This is a genomic window from Gluconobacter sp. P5H9_a, from assembly GCF_018812085.1.
Lineage (GTDB): Bacteria > Pseudomonadota > Alphaproteobacteria > Acetobacterales > Acetobacteraceae > Gluconobacter.
The window spans coordinates 151158-168651 of sequence record NZ_JACRVW010000002.1 but is presented as its reverse complement, the minus strand read 5'-3'; the positions used below and the strand labels follow the sequence as shown (position 1 = coordinate 168651).

General features: G+C 55.5%; 14 protein-coding genes. 10 read left to right on the top strand and 4 right to left on the bottom strand.

Annotated features, from left to right (window positions below):
* The first annotated feature begins 31 nt into the window (after positions 1-31).
* The 4 genes from KP708_RS02740 to KP708_RS02725 all read left to right on the top strand — a co-directional run bounded on the left by KP708_RS02740 (position 32) and on the right by KP708_RS02725 (position 5876).
* Positions 32-1135 carry an ABC transporter ATP-binding protein gene (locus KP708_RS02740; protein WP_215750290.1) on the top strand — a complete coding sequence of 368 codons (1104 nt, stop codon included), beginning with the start codon at positions 32-34 and terminating at the stop codon, positions 1133-1135.
* A gap of 24 nt (positions 1136-1159) precedes the next feature.
* Complete coding sequence (locus KP708_RS02735; RefSeq protein ID WP_046901882.1) at positions 1160-1933, top strand: SDR family NAD(P)-dependent oxidoreductase; 774 nt, start codon at positions 1160-1162, stop codon at positions 1931-1933.
* Positions 1934-2889: 956 nt separating this feature from the next.
* Entirely contained in the window at positions 2890-4542 is a 1653-nt protein-coding gene (locus KP708_RS02730) for a phospholipase C (RefSeq protein WP_215750289.1), read from the top strand.
* A 161-nt stretch (positions 4543-4703) separates the two neighbouring features.
* The gene (locus tag KP708_RS02725; protein WP_215750527.1) at positions 4704-5876 is read left to right on the top strand and encodes a cytochrome-c peroxidase; all 1173 of its coding nucleotides are present in this window, start codon (positions 4704-4706) and stop codon (positions 5874-5876) included.
* Between the two features lie 4 nt (positions 5877-5880).
* Here the strand turns inward: KP708_RS02725 and KP708_RS02720 are convergent, their stop codons facing one another.
* The 4 genes from KP708_RS02720 to KP708_RS02705 form a co-directional block, all read right to left on the bottom strand.
* On the bottom strand, positions 5881-8010 hold the full coding sequence (locus KP708_RS02720) for a M3 family metallopeptidase (RefSeq protein ID WP_215750288.1): 2130 nt from the start codon (positions 8008-8010) through the stop codon (positions 5881-5883).
* Positions 8011-8084: 74 nt separating this feature from the next.
* Entirely contained in the window at positions 8085-8642 is a 558-nt protein-coding gene (locus KP708_RS02715) for a DsbA family protein (protein WP_215750287.1), read from the bottom strand.
* 16 nt (positions 8643-8658) lie between these two features.
* A complete protein-coding gene (gene arfB, locus KP708_RS02710; protein WP_202207900.1) occupies positions 8659-9081 on the bottom strand; it encodes an alternative ribosome rescue aminoacyl-tRNA hydrolase ArfB in 423 nt (140 codons plus the stop codon).
* A gap of 39 nt (positions 9082-9120) precedes the next feature.
* Positions 9121-10185 carry an AraC family transcriptional regulator gene (locus tag KP708_RS02705; protein ID WP_215750286.1) on the bottom strand — a complete coding sequence of 355 codons (1065 nt, stop codon included), beginning with the start codon at positions 10183-10185 and terminating at the stop codon, positions 9121-9123.
* A 182-nt stretch (positions 10186-10367) separates the two neighbouring features.
* Here KP708_RS02705 and KP708_RS02700 point away from each other — a divergent pair, with 182 nt between their 5' ends.
* The 6 genes from KP708_RS02700 (at position 10368) to KP708_RS02675 (ending at position 17489) form a co-directional block, all read left to right on the top strand.
* Positions 10368-11750: an ethanolamine ammonia-lyase subunit EutB gene (locus KP708_RS02700; protein ID WP_215757140.1), complete on the top strand. Its 1383-nt coding sequence runs from the start codon at positions 10368-10370 to the stop codon at positions 11748-11750.
* 2 nt (positions 11751-11752) lie between these two features.
* On the top strand, positions 11753-12550 hold the full coding sequence (eutC, locus tag KP708_RS02695) for an ethanolamine ammonia-lyase subunit EutC (RefSeq protein ID WP_215750284.1): 798 nt from the start codon (positions 11753-11755) through the stop codon (positions 12548-12550).
* Positions 12547-13911 (top strand): ethanolamine permease, encoded by a 1365-nt coding sequence (gene eat, locus KP708_RS02690; protein ID WP_215750283.1) that lies wholly within the window; start codon positions 12547-12549, stop codon positions 13909-13911. Before eutC ends, eat begins: the two co-directional genes overlap by 4 nt.
* A gap of 49 nt (positions 13912-13960) precedes the next feature.
* Complete coding sequence (locus KP708_RS02685; protein WP_215750282.1) at positions 13961-15406, top strand: outer membrane beta-barrel protein; 1446 nt, start codon at positions 13961-13963, stop codon at positions 15404-15406.
* 108 nt (positions 15407-15514) lie between these two features.
* Positions 15515-16279, top strand: a complete 765-nt coding sequence (locus KP708_RS02680) for a DeoR/GlpR family DNA-binding transcription regulator (RefSeq protein WP_215750526.1) — start codon at positions 15515-15517, stop codon at positions 16277-16279.
* Entirely contained in the window at positions 16272-17489 is a 1218-nt protein-coding gene (locus tag KP708_RS02675) for a Bcr/CflA family efflux MFS transporter (protein ID WP_211509897.1), read from the top strand. The genes KP708_RS02680 and KP708_RS02675 overlap by 8 nt, the downstream gene beginning before the upstream one ends.
* Positions 17490-17494 lie beyond the last annotated feature (5 nt).

Below are 17494 nucleotides of genomic sequence, written 5' to 3'. Positions count from 1 at the left end.
CCCCCAAACGCTCAGGAACGGGACCTGATTCATGGCAACGCTTGAACTCAAGAACCTCCGTAAAACCTATCTTACGGAAGAAATTATCAAAGGCATTTCGCTGTCGATCGAGGACCGTGAATTCGTGGTTTTTGTCGGCCCGTCCGGCTGCGGAAAATCCACGCTGCTTCGTATGATTGCAGGCCTTGAAGACATCACTTCGGGAGACCTTCTGATTGACGGTCAGCGCGTCAACGACGTGGAACCGGGAAAACGCGGCCTTGCCATGGTGTTTCAGTCCTACGCGCTCTACCCGCACATGGACGTCTACAAGAACATGGAATTTAGCCTCAAACTTGCTGGGGTGCCGGAGAAAGAACGGAACGAGAAGATCAAGCATGTTGCCGCCACGCTTCAGCTTGAACCCTACTTGCATCACAAGCCAGGTCAGCTCTCAGGCGGTCAGCGGCAGCGCGTTGCTATCGGCCGCGCCATCGTACGTAACCCGAAGGTCTTCCTGTTTGATGAACCTCTCTCAAACCTGGATGCAGCCCTGCGAGGCCAGATGCGAGTGGAGCTTTCGGCTCTTCATCGCAAGCTGAACGCGACCACCATCTATGTGACCCATGACCAGGTGGAAGCCATGACAATGGCGGACAAGATCGTGGTTCTCCAGAAGGGGGTTGTGGAACAGATTGGCTCACCGCTGGAGCTTTATCACCACCCGCGCAACCTGTTTGTCGCCAAGTTCATCGGCTCACCTCCCATGAACTTCTTCTCCGCAATCTTCCAGAACGGCGGGCACGACGGATCGAGCGTTCAACTCCGGGACGGTGCTCTTCTTCATGTGCCGGTGTCGCCACCGGATATTCTGCCCGGAACCAAGATTACAGTCGGTATTCGCCCAGAACACGTTGAGCTGGCTCCCGCGAGTGATGATAGCGGGGTTGTGGAAGTTATCGAGCGCCTCGGTGCCATCACGCTGGTTCATGTCCGCTGTGCCGACAGGCAGATCATCGTTGTTCAGACAGACGGTTTCACAACCCTCGAAGTCGACACGCCGGTCAGCCTGAAGCTTCCTCCGCAGCATTGCCACCTTTTCGCCCCTGATGGCCTGGCGTTCGAGGCCTGCCGCCGTCATCCCCTTGCCGCCTGATTTTTCTTCCCAGGAATATACATCATGTACATGGAAAAACTTCGTCTTGACGGTCGCGTCGCAGTGGTTACGGGCGGTGCACAGAATATTGGCCTCGCCTGCGTCACGGCTTTGGCAGAAGCAGGCGCACGCGTCATCATTGCAGATCTGGATGAAACTCTTGCTGCACAATCCGCGGAAGACCTTCGCAAGCAGGACCTGAATGTGGATAGCATCCGGATGGATGTCACCAGCACGGAGAGCGTTCAATCCGCAATCAAAACCCTTCACGAGAAAGAGGGGCATCTGGATATTCTCGTTGCCTGTGCCGGTATCTGTATTTCCGAGGTCAAAGCCGAGGATATGACGGATGGGCAGTGGCTTAAACAGGTGGACATCAACCTGAACGGCATGTTCCGGTGCTGCCAAGCTGTTGGCCGGATCATGATCGAGCAGAAAAAGGGCGCCATCGTTGCGATTGGCTCCATGTCCGGACAAATCGTCAATCGCCCCCAGCAGCAGGCGGCCTACAACGCGTCAAAAGCGGGCGTACACCAGTATATTCGTTCGCTGGCCGCAGAATGGGCCCCTCATGGCATTCGCGCCAATGCCGTGGCCCCGACTTATATTGAGACAACCCTGACGCGTTTCGGCATGGAAAAGCCGGAACTCTATGACGCCTGGATCGCCGGAACCCCAATGGGCCGAGTTGGCCAGCCGGATGAAGTGGCATCCGTCGTGCAGTTCCTGGCTTCAGACGCCGCCAGCCTCATGACCGGTGCCATCGTTAACGTCGATGCAGGCTTTACCGTCTGGTAAATACCTTTCTACAATTGAGCCTGTCTAACAGGCCCAATTGCTCCTGTACTACCTGTGAGGCAGAAGACAGACTCTCTTATGCCTCACAGGTAGTACGGTCGTAAGTGCCTTCTAATCGGTATAGCAGAGTACAAGACGTGTGCTGCCGTTCCAAACGCCGGAATGGTGTCTGGCGTTACGAAACTCTAGATCCCCGCCCTATTGGCTCACCGTATTAGGCTTCTTCAATCATTGAAGAAAATACCCAGACCTTTCATCCGGACGAAGAATTGGTAAAGGTTCCGGACAATGATCGAAGAATCCATCTTTTACTGACTCAGCATGAAAAACGATTTTAGACCCTTGTCCGGATGCCGAGCAAACAGGGCGACTATTATTGTAGCGACAGAGTTTTGGGACAATCGAATATTGTGCAGAAACAATTCTATCAAGGTGTAAGCAACTGCAATACTGCAAGCAACAAACCTAGAAGATTCATCAGGCCGGGCCAGACCACTGCGCTCTTCAGCTTGAGAGAATTCATGCCAATGACTGTCACACCAGCATTTTCAATACATGGAAGCTATTGGCAAGATCAAACACATAGGCCAGAAAAAAGCACACCCCAAGCGCAATGATCGACCCTGTCGACGCAGCGGCAAAGTGCAGAATTCTAAATGTCACACAAAATAAAAGTATATTTGGTTTCTATTTAATCAAACCATAATATTTCCCCGCTCATTCGTCCGCTATGGTGCCATTGGCTCTGTCGCCTGCTTCATCAAGAAGGCTTTCCAATGAACCAGTCCACGTTAAAGCAGCCTCACGAACTCTGGCGGGAAACACTCATGACCGCCTGGAACAACCAGATCGTACAGGACAAAAGTTCTAGCCTCCACCTCCTGTTTGCCAGTACAGAACAAGATAACAAACGCCGCACTTCCCAGTCTCACCAGAGAAGCTAGATTTCTGCCTGCATGACTTTACGTTCAGCTCTCCTCCTCACCACGCTCCTCCCATTCCTCCACGCCCCGGCCCATGCCGCTGAAACGCAGCCTCCGGAGGCAATAACTCCAATTCATCATCTGGTCGTGATCTATCAGGAGAACGTCTCCTTCGATCATTACTTCGGAACGTATCCATCGGCAGCGAACCCTGCCGGAGAGCCTGCTTTTCATGCGGCGGCAGCCACGCCGAACGCCAATACGCTCATCGCGGCCGCTCTTCTGCTAAAAAACCCTAACACTCGCGCTGAAAACGGCCGAGATGCGTCTTTGCCCTTCCGTCTAGACAGAACACAGGCCAGCACTGCCGATCAGAACCACGCCTACACGGCTGAGCAACAGGCTTATCATCACGGGCTGGCAGACCTGTTCCCTCGTCATACCGGTCGTGGTGCGCCGGGGGGCGTCGGAGCTTTCTCAACGCGCGGCCAGGTGATGGGCTATTTTGACGGTAACACTGTTACGGCTTTGTGGAACTACGCCCAGAATTTCGCCATGAGTGACGCTACCTATACGGACACTTATGGCCCCTCTACTCCTGGTGCTCTGGAAGTGGTCTCCGGGCAAACCAATGGCATGAAGATCGTTAAAAGCTCGCAGGGACGGTCCACCCTAACTGTCCAGTCACCGTTCATTCCGGACGGGCAAGGTGGCTGGACCATGGTTAATGATATTGATCCGGCTGGAGATGTCTGCTCTGTTCCGACTGAACAGGTCATGATGACCAGCCGGAACATCGGCGACCTGCTGAACGAAAAGAACCTGACATGGGGCGGGTTTATGGGGGGGTTTGATCTGACCGCTCATAACGCTGACGGCACGACAGGCTGTAACCGCCAAACCTATTCTTCTGTCGTGGCCCAGAATGTGGTTGATTACATTCCTCATCACAACTGGTTCCAGTATTACGCCACAACGTCCAATCCGACGCATGTGAGACCATCATCGCTCAGCGCCATTGGGCGTACGTTTCAGCAGGATGGTATCCACCGAGACCCGGCTAACCATCAATATGACCTGAAAGATTTTTATAAAGTCGTCGCGGCAGGAGATCTGCCTGCCGTATCATTTTTGAAAATGCCAGCCTTTCAGGATGGCCATGCCGGCTATTCGGACCCACTGGACGAACAGCAGGGCGTGGTGAACGCGATCAATCTCATTCAGCAAAGCCCGCAATGGCACGATACGGCCATTATAATCGCTTACGATGATTCCGATGGCTGGTACGATCATGCTTATGTCACGCCAACCCACGGTTCCTATGATAATCCGGCAGATCAGCTCAATGGACCCGGACGCTGCGGTACGGCACCAGCTTCAACCGGTGTATCTGGTCAGCCGGTCAACGGCCGTTGTGGTCCGGGAACCAGAATTCCTCTAATCGTGCTGTCTCCATGGGCCAAGCATAATTACGTCAGTCATACCCAGATTACCCAGAGTTCCATCACCCGTTTCATTGAAGATAACTGGCTTCACGGTAAGCGTCTTGGGCAAGGATCGTTTGACGCAGAGGCCACCGATCTGTCTGACCTGTTCGACTTCAAGCAGACACCACACCTCACACCCGTTTTCCTGAATCCGGAGACAGGTGAAGCTGTTCAACAGGCTCCTGCTACATCGCTTTGACCGTTTTATTCCGTTCTTTCAAAGCGGCGCTGACTGGCGGGCTAATGTCCGCCATGCTGGCCAGTCAAGTCGCCGCTTCGGATGAATGTTTGCCAACTCCGGACGGAAGCAACCCATGTCCGGTCGAGTTACATCGGCCGTCTCATGCACCTCTTTCCGAGATGGCGCAGATCGGACGTGAAATCTTTTACGATCCCCTGCTCTCAGGATCAGGACGTCTGTCCTGTGCATCCTGTCACAGCCCCAAACATCATTACGGGCCTTCCGATGCTGCTTCCGTGTTTCTGGGAGGCCCAACACTGGCAAGCCAAGGCCGCAGAGCCATTCCGTCCCTGACATATCTGGAGCATGTGCCAAATTTCAGCATTGGCCCGGATAATCCAGAAAGTGAGACGGCACCCGTTCTGGCTTCGGCAGCACCCGATGCTAATAGGTCGCCAAAGAATGCAGCCGCGTCCCCAACGATCAGTATGGTGCCTCAAGGAGGAATGTTCTGGGACGGTCGGGCCGATACGCTCCAGCAGCAGGCTTCAGGCCCCCTTTATGATCCGGCTGAAATGGCCTCTACCCCGGAGATTGCGCTTCATCGGCTTGAAAATGCCAAGTATATCCAACGGCTAAAAGCTCTAGGCGCCCCCGCGACTGACGCATCCCCTGACCTGCTGCTGTCTGAAGCCTTGTTTGCTCTTGCGCGCTACCAGATCGAAGATCCATCTTTTCATGCCTATGACAGCAAGTTCGATGCCTGGCTTGAAGGGAAAGCTCGTTTCACACCGAAAGAGAGTGCCGGATATCGGCTCTTCAACGATCCGACAAAAGGCAACTGCGCAGCCTGTCACCTGGATCGTGCGCTTCCCGGTAATCTTCCACCCCTTCTTACGGATCGCCAATACGAAGCACTGGGCTCCCCGCGCAATCAGGCTTTGATGGGGCCGTACGACACGGGGCATTTCGATCTGGGAGTGTGTGAAGTTATGCCGGGGGGCATTGAGACGTCGTCGGCTTACTGCGGTATGTTCGCGACGCCCACCCTACGCAATGTGGCAGAACGCAAGGTCTTCTTCCACAATGGCGTGTTTCATGACCTTCATCAGGTTCTGGATTTCTACGTCCTGCGAGACATCCACCCAGAACGCTTCTACAGCCGTGACACACACGGCCATCTTCAGGTTCCGGATGATCTCCCGCCCCAGTATCGCTCTAACCTTGATCGCACGGACGCACCGATGGATCGAAAACCAAATGACCTGCCTACCCTGACACCTCAGGAGCGCAGTCAAATCATCCAGTTTCTAAAGACACTTACGGACGGATGGTCTCCCACCCGTCCGTAACATCTTACTTCTGGCTATCAGCCGTCAGGCCGCGATGCGCCAGCATCGGCTCAATGTCTGGGTCTTTCCCGTAAAATGCACTGAACATCGGGCCATAATCCATCGTGTGCCCTTTGGACAGGATCATGTCGCGGAAACGCTGACCATTCTCACGCGTCAAGCCACCATGCTGCGTGAACCAGGCAAACGCATCCTGATCCAGCATTTCGGTCCACAGATATGCATAGTATCCGGCAGAATAGCCATTGGACCAGATATGCAGGAAGTAGCTGGAACGATAGCGCGGTGGCACGTTGGCCACGTCCAGTCCCATGCTGTTCAGGGCGTCAGCTTCAAACTTATCCACATCCTGGCGCGGTGCTGACGCCGGGAGAGCATGCCATTTCATGTCCAGTTCTGCTGCAGCGACGATCTCACCCAAGGCGTAGCCCTGATTGAAACGGGCAGCCTTCTTGATCTTGGCGACCAGTTCCTGCGGCATCGGAGCGCCAGTCTTGTAGTGCCGAGCGTAATGGGAGAGGACCTTCGGATCGAGCGCCCAGTTCTCGTTAAACTGAGACGGGAACTCAACAAAATCCCTTGCGACACTTGTCCCTGAAATCGAAGGATATGTCTGGCTGGCAAACAGTCCATGCAAGGCATGCCCAAACTCATGGAACATGGTCGTCACGTCGTCAGACGTGATGAGCTGCGGCTGACCTGGTGCGGCCTTTGTGAAATTGGCTACGTTGTAGATGACCGGCTTCGTGCCCAGCAGGGTGGACTGACCCACGAAGTTGGACATCCATGCGCCGCCGGATTTGGTATCACGCTTGAAGTAATCAAAATACATCAGGCCAAGCTGTGAACCATCCTTATCAAAAACCTCAAACACCATGACATCAGGGTTATAAACCGGGATGTCAGTGCGCTGTTTGAAGGTCACTCCGTAAAGCTGGTTGGCAGCAAAGAAAACACCGTCTGTCAGAACGGTCTTCAGTTCGAAATATGGCTTCACTTCATCCTGGTTGAGCGCATACTTCTCATGGCGGACCTGCTCCGCGTAACGGCTCCAGTCCCAGGGCTTTAGTGTGCAGTTCTCACCATCCCGATGGATGGCGTCCTGCAACACACCAGCTTCTCGCTTCTGTTCAGCTGCAACCGCAGGAACAAGCTGCTTCATGAAATTTTCGGCAGCTTCCGGCGTCTTCGCCATCTGATCATACAGCGTGTAGGCCGCAAAGCTCGGGTAGCCGAACAGGGCCGCCTTCTGCGCCCGAAGCTGGGCGAGTTCTGCGATTGTGGACCGCGTATCGTTCTTGTCGCCCTTCTCTGCACGGTTCCAGCTCTGATCGAACAAGGCCTGACGCGTCTCGCGCTTGCTCAGGTTTTCCAGCGCTGGCTGCTGCGTTGTGTTCTGGAGCGGCAGAACCCACTTACCGGAAAGCTTGCGGCTTTCAGCGTCTTTCTGCGCGGAGGCGATCGTCCCGTCATCCAGTCCTGCAAGCGCCTCCTTGCTATCAACGACCAGAGCGCCATTTTTTGCAGCGGCAATCAGCTTCTGCTGATAGGCAGATTCAAGATTAGCAAGTTTCGTGTTGATGGCCCTCAGCTTGACCTTGTCCGCTTTGGAAAGCTGGGCGCCCGCATGAACGAACTGCTGGTAATAAACATCCAGAAGCTGCGCCTGCTCTGCATTCAGATTGAGGCTTGCGCGAGCATCGTAGATTGCCTTTACGCGCGCAAACAGGCGCTCATTCAGATAGACTTCATCTTCATGCTGAGACAGACGTGGCGCTTCACGGCTTTCAACCTTGTCCAGTTCGGCATCACTATTGGCTTGATAAACACCAAAGAACGTCTCCTGCACACGATCCAGCAGACGACCTGACTTCTCCATGGCGACAATCGTGTTTTCGAATGTCGGAGCGGCCTTGTTGTTGGCAATCGCTGTGATCTCGCGCAGATGATCTGCCATACCGCGCTCAAAAGCGGGCGCGTAATCACTGTCCTTGATCAGGTCAAAGCGGGGAGCCTGATACGGGAGTGTGCTGGCGCTGAAGAACGGATTTTCTGCGGCAGCATGTGCTTCAGTGCCAACGAGCGCGGCAAACGAGAGTGCGAAAGCCGCTCTGGTCCAGAGGTTGGAAGTCATTGAAAAGTCCTGACTGCTAAACGTTGTGGCGACTGTATTGAAGAAGCCGCATAACGTCCAATCTCTCTGTCTCGTCAGTCCTTTACGGGAAACAGCTTGTCTCCCCACTCGTCCACACTGTCGCCACTACTGAAGGCTGGATCAATCAGACCATCCACCATGAAGGTTGGCGAGACATGAATGCCATTCTGGCGACCGTAACGAGCATGCCATTTGACTGCTGCCGTCACCTCGGGACGAACAAAGGCCTCAGCAAGTGGGACGCCGCTATAGACCTCGATGCGCTGGAGAATGTCTGCGGGAGTAGCCTCCATGTTCGGCCCACGACAGTGATCCGTGAACTCGAACTCTTCCCGATGATCTGCAACAGCTGTCATGACGGCTAGAGCCGCTTCTGCCCCCTCCTCCAGCAAGGATGCTGCCAGAATGGCCCGTACAATGACGCCGGAGAACATATGCCACGGCTGGGACTGGAGCCGCACACGAACCGTCAGACGGTCTTGCCCCGCAAGTTGAAGGAGATCTGGTATTTTACGCAGGGTCTTGACGGAAAATGGGCAGGTCGGTTCCAGAAAGACTTCAAGAACCTTGGGTCCTGCGCCCCATTCCAGGGCAGAAAGCTGGAACGTCATGTATCTATTCTCCCTCTCAATCATCAAGCCGGATGCGACGATTGCGTTTGATCCCGGCCCTATGGGCTTTTCCATCCAGTCGGCGCTGCCGCGCTCCTTTTCCGGGGCGTGTCGGCACCCGGTAGGCCTGTCGATGCGCGGCTTCACGGATCATTTCTGCCAAACGCTCGATAACGTCTTCCCGATTGCGTAACTGCGTCCGGAAGCGCCGCCCGGTCAGAACGATTTCCCCATCCCGGGTCGCCCGACTGCCCGCAATTTCTAAAAGACGGGTTCGTATCCGCTCTGACAGAGCAGCAGAACCGGAGACATCGAAACGCAGTTGCGCAGCTGTCGCAACCTTATTGACGTTCTGTCCACCTGGGCCAGACGCCAGGATATAGGTAACTCTTAGGTCCTCTTCCCGCAGGGACAGGCCGGGCATGACTTCAACACTCATTCCTCTTCCATACCACACCGACAGATGAACGTGCGACAGTCAGTTAGAGCTCGCTGAGACGCTGTTCTGCTGTCTCCAGACCCGCGGAGAGACCCCGAACCATCGTCTGAACGCACGGCTGAAAGCACTGGTTTCGGTATATCCAAGGAGAGACGCAATCTCGCTGACATCTTTGCCCGGCTCTGCCAGATACCGCAACGCATCTATCTGGCGTGTTTCATCCAGTAGTCCGGAATAAGAAAGGCCGAGGTGGGCAAGTCTACGTTGAAGAGTCCAAGGCGAGAGAGACAGTTTTTCTGCCACATCCCAGAACTCACAGCCACCCTGCGGCATTGATTTCCGGATATGCATCATAACCTGCTCTTTAAGGCTTGGACCTGACTCGGGCACTGTGTGCCCCGCCGCCCCCGCCAAAGTCACAAGGGAAGATTTCATCACCTGCAGCAGGGCAGCATCGGCGTCTGGCATAGGCTTTTTCAGCCCCTCTTTCCGGAACACTAAAGCATTCATCCCGGCAGAAAAGCGGACATCGGCCTGAAACGCTTCTCGATGCTCGGAAGCCTGCTCCGGTTGCTCGTGAGCAAAAAGAACGTCCTGCGGGCACCAGTCCGCACCAAGACCAGCCCTTAAGATATTGGCAAACATGCCCATCGTCAGCTCGGCATCATGGCGTTTGTCCTGAATGGCCGTATCCGCGATCATGTATTCGAGCCGGACATGATCATCCGTTTCAACAAACCGTGTGATGGTCTGCGCCTGATGGTACCCGAAATAAGTCGCCAGATTCTGCGCCGCCTGCCCCACTGTTTCTGAACAAAGCGCGATGTAACCAATCAGCCCGAGTTGCCTCGGTCTGAACTGTTGCCCGAAATGCAGACCGATGTTTCCGTCGTGCGTATCTGTTTCGGCTTCGGAAAACAGACGGCAGTACGCGCCCAGGTTCAATGTATCTGTTGGCATGGCGAATTGATGCGTTGAAAGACCCGACCGCCCAGCGATCCGGTCCATGTCTCCGCCTTGCTCCGTAAGGAATTTTTCCACACCGGCAGCGGCGGCCGCCAAGACATAGACGTCTGATCCGGAAGACTTGGGAAAGGATGACATGGTGTCTTCCTGTTGCTGCTCACTTGACACGAGTGTTGGCCGCATTGTCGTCAAATGTCAAAACGTTGTTGTTTCGGGTCAAGTCAAACTCGGTCCGAAAGAGATATAATTGCGATAACGGACAAAACCTTGATTCTCCCAAATGCGACTTTCGGGATGAGCAAAGGCAGAGGACTCTGGCCATGGCTTACAGATGCACCCTGCGAGGGGAACAGTACACCTTTGATGATCTGAAGATGCTGCTGGCCAAAGCGTCTCCTGCCCGCTCTGGTGATGAACTCGCGGGCCTGTCTGCCTCTTCCGACGCTCAACGCGTGGCTGCCCGTTACGCTCTCGCAGACCTCCCCCTCGACACATTCCTGAAATCAGAACTCATTCCTTACGAAAGGGATGACGTGACGCGCCTGATTCTGGATACACACGACCGGAACGCCTTCTCCCGGCTCTCATCGTTGACTGTTGCTGGCTTCCGGGACTGGCTGCTGTCCGAAGACGCCACGACAGAAACACTGGCAGCCACAGCTCCAGGCATCACACCGGAAATGGCCGCTGCCGTCAGTAAGATCATGAGAAATCAGGATCTTATGACAGTGTCGCGCAAGATCCGCGTTCTCACAAAATTTCGCAATACCGTCGGCCTCGAAGGTTGTCTGTCCACACGTCTGCAACCCAACCATCCTACAGATGATCTGAGGGGTATTGCCGCTTCTACGCTTGATGGTCTTTTGCGCGGCATGGGCGATGCCGTCATTGGTATCAACCCGGCAACAGACAGCGTCTCCAATGGTCTTGCCCTGCTGGAGATGCTGGACCATGCCCGCCAGCGCTATGACATTCCCACACAGACATGCGTTCTGACGCACGTCACCAACACGCTCGAGATCATGAACCGTGGTGGCGCGGTTGATCTGGTGTTTCAGTCCATCGCAGGCACCCAAAAAGCCAATGAAGGTTTCGGAGTCAGCCTCTCAATTCTGAAGGAAGCCCATGAGGCCGCCCGAGCGCTGAACCGCGGTACGATTGGCAACAATGTCATGTATTTCGAAACGGGTCAGGGCGCTGCACTGTCCGCCGATGCCCATCACGGCGTTGATCAGCAGACGGTAGAAGCACGCGCCTATGCTGTGGCTCGCGCCTATGACCCCCTTCTCGTCAATACGGTCGTCGGATTCATTGGGCCGGAGTATCTGTATGATGGAAAGCAGATCATCCGTGCCGCGCTGGAGGATCATTTCTGCGCGAAGKTGCTGGGCGTCCCGATGGGGTGTGACGCCTGCTACACCAATCATGCCGAAGCGGATCAGGATGATATGGACAACCTGATGGTGTTGCTGGGAGCTGCCGGGATCACATTTCTGATCGGGGTGCCAGGAGCTGATGACATCATGCTCAATTACCAGAGCCTGTCGTTCCATGACCTTCTGAGCCTTCGGAAGCTTCTGGGCCTCAAGCCGGCTCCAGAATTTGCAGGCTGGCTGGAAAAAATGGGCCTCTATGATCCGCAAACGGAGCGCATGCTGGATATTCCACCCGGCCAGACCCTTCTTGGTGAAATGGCGCGCTGACCATGACGGATGATCGCAACGCGCCCTCTATTCCACCGCACACAGCAGACCTCTGGCAGGATTTGCGGCGTCTAACCCGTGCCCGGATCGGCCTGGGTCGCGCAGGAAACGCGTTGAAAACCGAGGATGTGCTCGATTTTCAGGCCTCTCATGCCCAGGCCCGCGACGCAGTCCACACACCTTTGGACGTTTCAGCCCTGACAGCGACTTTAGGGTCTGAGCCCTATCTGATCGTTCATAGCCGCGCACCAGACCGGTCCACTTATCTGCGTCGCCCCGATCTTGGCCGCCGGCTGGCTCCAGAAACGCTCGGCACCCTCACAAAAGGTGACTGGGACGTGGTGTTCGTCGCGGGCGATGGTCTGTCTTCTTTTGCCACCCAGCAAAACGCCATCCCGCTCTTTCGGGCCATGAAGAGCCGCCTTCCGCATTGGAAAATCGCCCCGTTGGTTATTGCGACACAGGCGCGCGTCGCTCTGGGAGACGACATTGCAGTCACTCTCGGAGCGAGAATGGTCGTGATGATGATTGGCGAGCGACCCGGTCTCAGCGTCGCGGACAGTCTGGGCGTGTACCTGACATATGCGCCTTTTGTGGGCTGCCCGGATTCAACACGGAATTGCCTCTCCAACATTCATGCTCATGGCATGACCATCCCGGCCGCCGCGACAAAGCTGGCGTGGCTCATGCGTGAAGCGCGCCATCTGAAACTCACTGGCGTCGGCCTCAAAGACGCGGCTCCAGATGCCCCTCTGATCGAAAACACCACTCCCACCCTGGAAAAGGACAATGACCAATGAGCACTGCTCCGACGCATCTCAACAAGTCCCTTAGTGCGTTTCATCTTTGGGGAATTGCAGTTGGTCTCGTCATTTCGGGTGAATATTTTGGATGGAGCTACGGCTGGGCAACAGCGGGGACGTTAGGCTTTCTGATTGCCACAGTCTTTGTCGCGCTCGTTTATACCAGTTTCATTTTCAGCTTCACGGAGCTGACATGTGCCATCCCGCAGGCGGGCGGGCCGTTCGCTTACAGCCAGCGTGCGCTTGGTCGCTGGGGTGGTTTGATTGCGGGTCTGGCCACACTGGTTGAATTCATTTTCGCACCGCCGGCCATCGCGCTTGCCATCGGAGCCTACCTGAACGTTCAGTTTCCTCATCTGAACCCAAAGGTGGCAGCACTGGGCGCCTATATCGTCTTCATGGCGCTCAATATCGTGGGGGTCCATATTGCCGCCACGTTCGAACTGTTCATCACAATCGCCGCAATCATTGAGCTGCTCGTATTCATGGGCGTCGTTGCTCCCGCTTTTTCATGGGACAATTTCCTGCACGACGGATGGGGCGTTGCCCCACATTTCGGACTGGAGGCTATGGGTGGCATCTTCGCGGCTATTCCTTTCGCCATCTGGTTCTTCCTGGCTATCGAAGGCGTTGCCATGGCGGCGGAAGAAGCCAGCAATCCTCGCCGATCCATCCCCATCGCTTACGTTGCGGGTGTTCTAACGCTGGTCGCACTGGCTTTCGGCGTCATGGTATTCGCTGGTGGTGCGGGGGATTGGCATGCTTTGGCCAACTTGAATGATCCCCTGCCTCAGGCGATGAAACATGTTGTGGGCGCACATAGCGGCTGGCTGCATATGTTGGTCTGGCTGGGTCTGTTTGGACTTGTCGCGTCTCTGCACGGGATCATCATGGGGTATGCTCGCCAGATTTTCGCAATGGCGCGGGCAGGCTTTCTGCCCGCTGTTCTCGGCAAGGTGCATCCACGCTTCCACACTCCCTACACCGCGACCATTGCCGGTGGCGTTATTGGCATTGCTGCCATTTTCTCTGATGACGTCATTTCGATCCACGGTCAGTCTTTGACGGCAACGCTTGTCACCATGGCCGTCTTTGGTTCCCTGACGATGTACATTCTCAGCATGGTAAGCTTGTTTCGCCTACGCCAGACGGAACCCGCCCTGCCGCGCAGTTATCGTGCACCGCTCTACCCGGTTCTTCCAGGCGTTGCCTTGGCAGGCGCTGTGATCCTTCTGGTCGCTGTCACGTATTACAACCCAGAAGTCTGCCTGATTTACGTGGCCTTCATGACGATACTGAGCCTCTTCTTCATGCGGAAATACCAGAACGGGCAGAAGCAGGCAGCGTCAGAAATCTAATCCGTTTTTCCTCACGACCCTTCCGAAACATTCAGGAACGGAATTTCGCGTGTCAAAAAAACACGTCATGGCAATCTTTTGTCTGCTGGCCGGAACCGCCCTGCCGTCTTTCGCCTATGCGCAGGCGGCGGCCTCTTCAAACACGACTATCACGCCAAACGGCACGCCTAATCCCAATCACCCTACACCACCGCCAACAGCATCCCATACCAACGATGCCGGAGACCCTGATCTTCCGGCGTTGAAAGCCGGAAATCTTTTCTCCCCAAAAGCCGGACGTCCCCTTACCTATTGGGATGGCCTGGTCGGACATCTCACGGTCGAAGCAGGTATCAGCGGGAACCCGTGGACGAGGTCTGGACGCAATTTCGGGCAGTTTTATCTGGATCGCGCGAATACCGTGACCCTTAACCAGATCATGGGCTCTCTCTCCCATCCCGTCACCTCCATCGGAAGCGGTTACGGGATCGGGTTTGTCGTAGAGATGATGTACGGATCTGACTCACGTTTCGACCCAACGATCGGAATGGGCGACGGCACGATTAGCGGCTTGTACCAGTGGGCCCCCACACAGGCCCATATAGACATCCACACGCCCTGGATTTTCCATCACGGCATCGATTTCCAGGCCGGTCAAATGTATGGCCTGATGGGCGCTGAAGGCACACCAGCCCTCGCCCGTCCGTTCTATTCTTTCAACTACGCTGCCGACTATATCGTTCCCTTCGAGACGGTAGGCGTCGTGGCCACGATGCATTTAAGCCATCACATGGACTGGATCCTTGGCATCGATGCAGGCAATTCCACAACCTTCGGAGGTGCTGGAAACAACAGCAGACCCAAAGGCTACTTTGGCTTTGCCTGGAATAATCTGATGGGCGGCAAGCTGAATGTCCATGCCATTGGCCATTTCGGCCCGCAGGCAAATAATGGCCGCACGATTGTCTCACCCGCCGGATGGAACAGTGCGGGCATCGGGCGGTCCGCCAACGATCTCATGCAGTATAATGCGGATCTTCTCGCCACCTATCACGTAACAGATGCATTGTCCGTCATGGCAGAAGCCCTCTATCTGCATGACGATGCGTCGCGCGACGATGCGTATGGCGTTTCTTCATATCTGTCGTGGGACATCCGGCCATCCCTCACACTCAACGTCCGAGGTGAGATCTTCCGAGACAACACTGGCGGCATCATCAACCAGTATTCCAGCGACATGTCCTACACAAACTCGCTGAGAAACCGCCCGTTCGAGTATTATAACGCCCTGCCAACCACATACGGAGACCTGACAGTTGGGGTGGCGTACCGACCCAGCTTCATCAACCGACATCTGGGTCCAGCCAGCCTGACCGTCCGACCTGAAATCCGTCTGGACAAATCCCTGAATGGAACACACCCCTTCAATCAATCCGGCACAGTCTCCTCCAGAACGGTGAATAACGGGACGAACAACATGCTGTGGTTCAATCTGGATGCTGTCCTGAGTTTCTGATCTGCCACACCTTCCCTTTCAAAACAGAGGGACATGCAAAACTTCTTGACAGGTTATGCGCGTTTATGACGGTTTGCGCGTGTTTTAACCCGTTTTGGAGAAAGTCCCATTCTCAAGGACGAACGTCTCAGCCACATTCGCGCCCGTCTGCGAAGCCATGGCCGTGTTGTCGCAGCTGATCTGGCCACGGAATGGACCGTCCCGGTTGATATGATCCGGCGCGATTTGCGTGAGCTTTCTGAAGCAGGAGAATGTCGACGCGTTTATGGCGGCGCACTGCGGCTACAGCCCAATGCGTCTCACATCCGGGCAAGAATGGGCGAAAAGGTTCCACTGAAGAACGCCCTCGCACGGCAGGCCGCAACGCTTTTCAAGCCGCGGCAGGTTGTCTTCATCGACACAGGCTCAACCAATATTGCGCTGGCTGGATCGCTTCCCCGCGATACACCTTTGACTGTGGTCACATCCAGTCCCGCCGTTGCTGTTGCTTTGAGCGACGCAGACCAGATTGAAACCATTATGATTGGCGGACGTCTGGAAGGAACAACGGGTGGCGTGACAGGTTCAGTCGCCGTCCAGTCTCTTCAGCACTACCGTTTTGATCTCTGCTCTTTGGGCGTCTGGGCCATTTCCGCCGAAGGACCAAGTGTCTGGGATCATGAAGAAGCCGCCTTCAAACGTGAGGTTCTGAGCCGGAGCGAAAACGTGGTGATTATGGCCGAGGCAAGCAAGATCGGGTCCGGGGGGCGCTTCCCTGTTGCCCCTCTTGAAACTGTCCAGACCCTGATCGTTACCGATGATGCCCCGACAGACGAACTCACCCGCATGACAGCCTCTGGCGTCACCATTATCAAGGTTCCAGTCCATGACTGATCCCACTACCGAGACATCACGTCCCGCCCAACGGGATCTTATCCTCATCCTCGGACTGCTGACCTGTCTCGGTCCGCTTAACATCGACATGTACCTGCCGGGTTTCCCCAGTATCGGGCATGATTTCCACGCTGGAGAGACCGCGGTTCAGTTCAGCCTGACCAGCACCCTGATCGGGCTGGCTCTGGGACAGCTCATGGTGGGCCCGTTCAGCGACTCACGCGGCCGAAAAGGGCCGTTGCTGGCAGCGATGGCGCTTTTTGCGCTGTCATCCCTGTTCTGCGCCATTTCATCCAGCATCACAGCGTTCATCGTTGCCCGCTTTCTTCAGGGCCTCACAGCATCAGCCGGACTGGTTCTGTCCCGGGCGGTGGTGCGGGACGTGTTCAATGGGCCGGAACTCGCACGGTTCTTTTCTCGCTTGATGATCATCAATGCTGTTGCCCCCATGGTAGCGCCGATGATGGGCGGAGCCATTTTGGCCCTGCCATCAGCAACATGGCGCACCATGTTCTGGTTCCTGACAGGCTTTGGCGTCGTGGCGCTAGGTCTGGTTGGCGGGCGCCTGAATGAAACTCTTGAATTACACCGTCGTCTCCCCAATTCAGCACGCTCGACGCTAGAGACATTCCATAGTCTGCTGACGGACCGGGAATTCATTGGGCATGCGTTGACTGTGGGGCTGATCCATGGCGGCAGCTTTGCCTATGTGGCCGGCACGCCCTTCGTCTATCAGGACATCTACGGCGTCTCGCCCCAGACATTCAGTCTTCTGTTCGGAATTAATGGTCTGGCACTCGTCGGTGGGAGCTGGCTGATTGGCCGTGCAGGCAGCATGGCACGAACCAATACAATGCTTCGGGCCTCCGTGATCTGCATCACAACCGCGGCCGCACTGATCACGCTTATCGCGACACTGAAAGGACCGCTCTTCCTGTTGGTAGCAGCCATCTTCCTTTACATGACGTGCATCGGCATGATTTTGACGGCTACATTTGTTCTCGCCATTGCCAAGCAAGGCCACCGTGCAGGAAGTGCGAGTGCCATCCTCGGCTCTCTCAACCTCCTGGTTGGCGGCGTTGCTGCTCCTCTCGTCGGACTGAGCAAAACCAGTGCCTTACCGATGGGACTGGTTCTGTTCTTTACGTCTCTCGCAGGCTTGCTGACCTGCTTTCGCATGACCTCAAACCATCAGGACGAAACGCCCTGATGGCC

Excerpts from the sequence above, each read along its gene's own strand:
- KP708_RS02740 (WP_215750290.1), top strand. The coding sequence starts at position 32 with ATGGCAACGCTTGAACTCAAGAACCTCCGTAAAACCTATCTTACGGAA.
- KP708_RS02735 (WP_046901882.1), top strand. The coding sequence starts at position 1,160 with ATGTACATGGAAAAACTTCGTCTTGACGGTCGCGTCGCAGTGGTTACG.
- KP708_RS02730 (WP_215750289.1), top strand. The coding sequence starts at position 2,890 with ATGACTTTACGTTCAGCTCTCCTCCTCACCACGCTCCTCCCATTCCTC.
- KP708_RS02725 (WP_215750527.1), top strand. The coding sequence starts at position 4,704 with ATGGCGCAGATCGGACGTGAAATCTTTTACGATCCCCTGCTCTCAGGA.
- KP708_RS02720 (WP_215750288.1), bottom strand. The coding sequence starts at position 8,010 with ATGACTTCCAACCTCTGGACCAGAGCGGCTTTCGCACTCTCGTTTGCC.
- KP708_RS02715 (WP_215750287.1), bottom strand. The coding sequence starts at position 8,642 with ATGACGTTCCAGCTTTCTGCCCTGGAATGGGGCGCAGGACCCAAGGTT.
- arfB (WP_202207900.1), bottom strand. The coding sequence starts at position 9,081 with ATGAGTGTTGAAGTCATGCCCGGCCTGTCCCTGCGGGAAGAGGACCTA.
- KP708_RS02705 (WP_215750286.1), bottom strand. The coding sequence starts at position 10,185 with ATGTCATCCTTTCCCAAGTCTTCCGGATCAGACGTCTATGTCTTGGCG.
- eutC (WP_215750284.1), top strand. The coding sequence starts at position 11,753 with ATGACGGATGATCGCAACGCGCCCTCTATTCCACCGCACACAGCAGAC.
- eat (WP_215750283.1), top strand. The coding sequence starts at position 12,547 with ATGAGCACTGCTCCGACGCATCTCAACAAGTCCCTTAGTGCGTTTCAT.
- KP708_RS02675 (WP_211509897.1), top strand. The coding sequence starts at position 16,272 with ATGACTGATCCCACTACCGAGACATCACGTCCCGCCCAACGGGATCTT.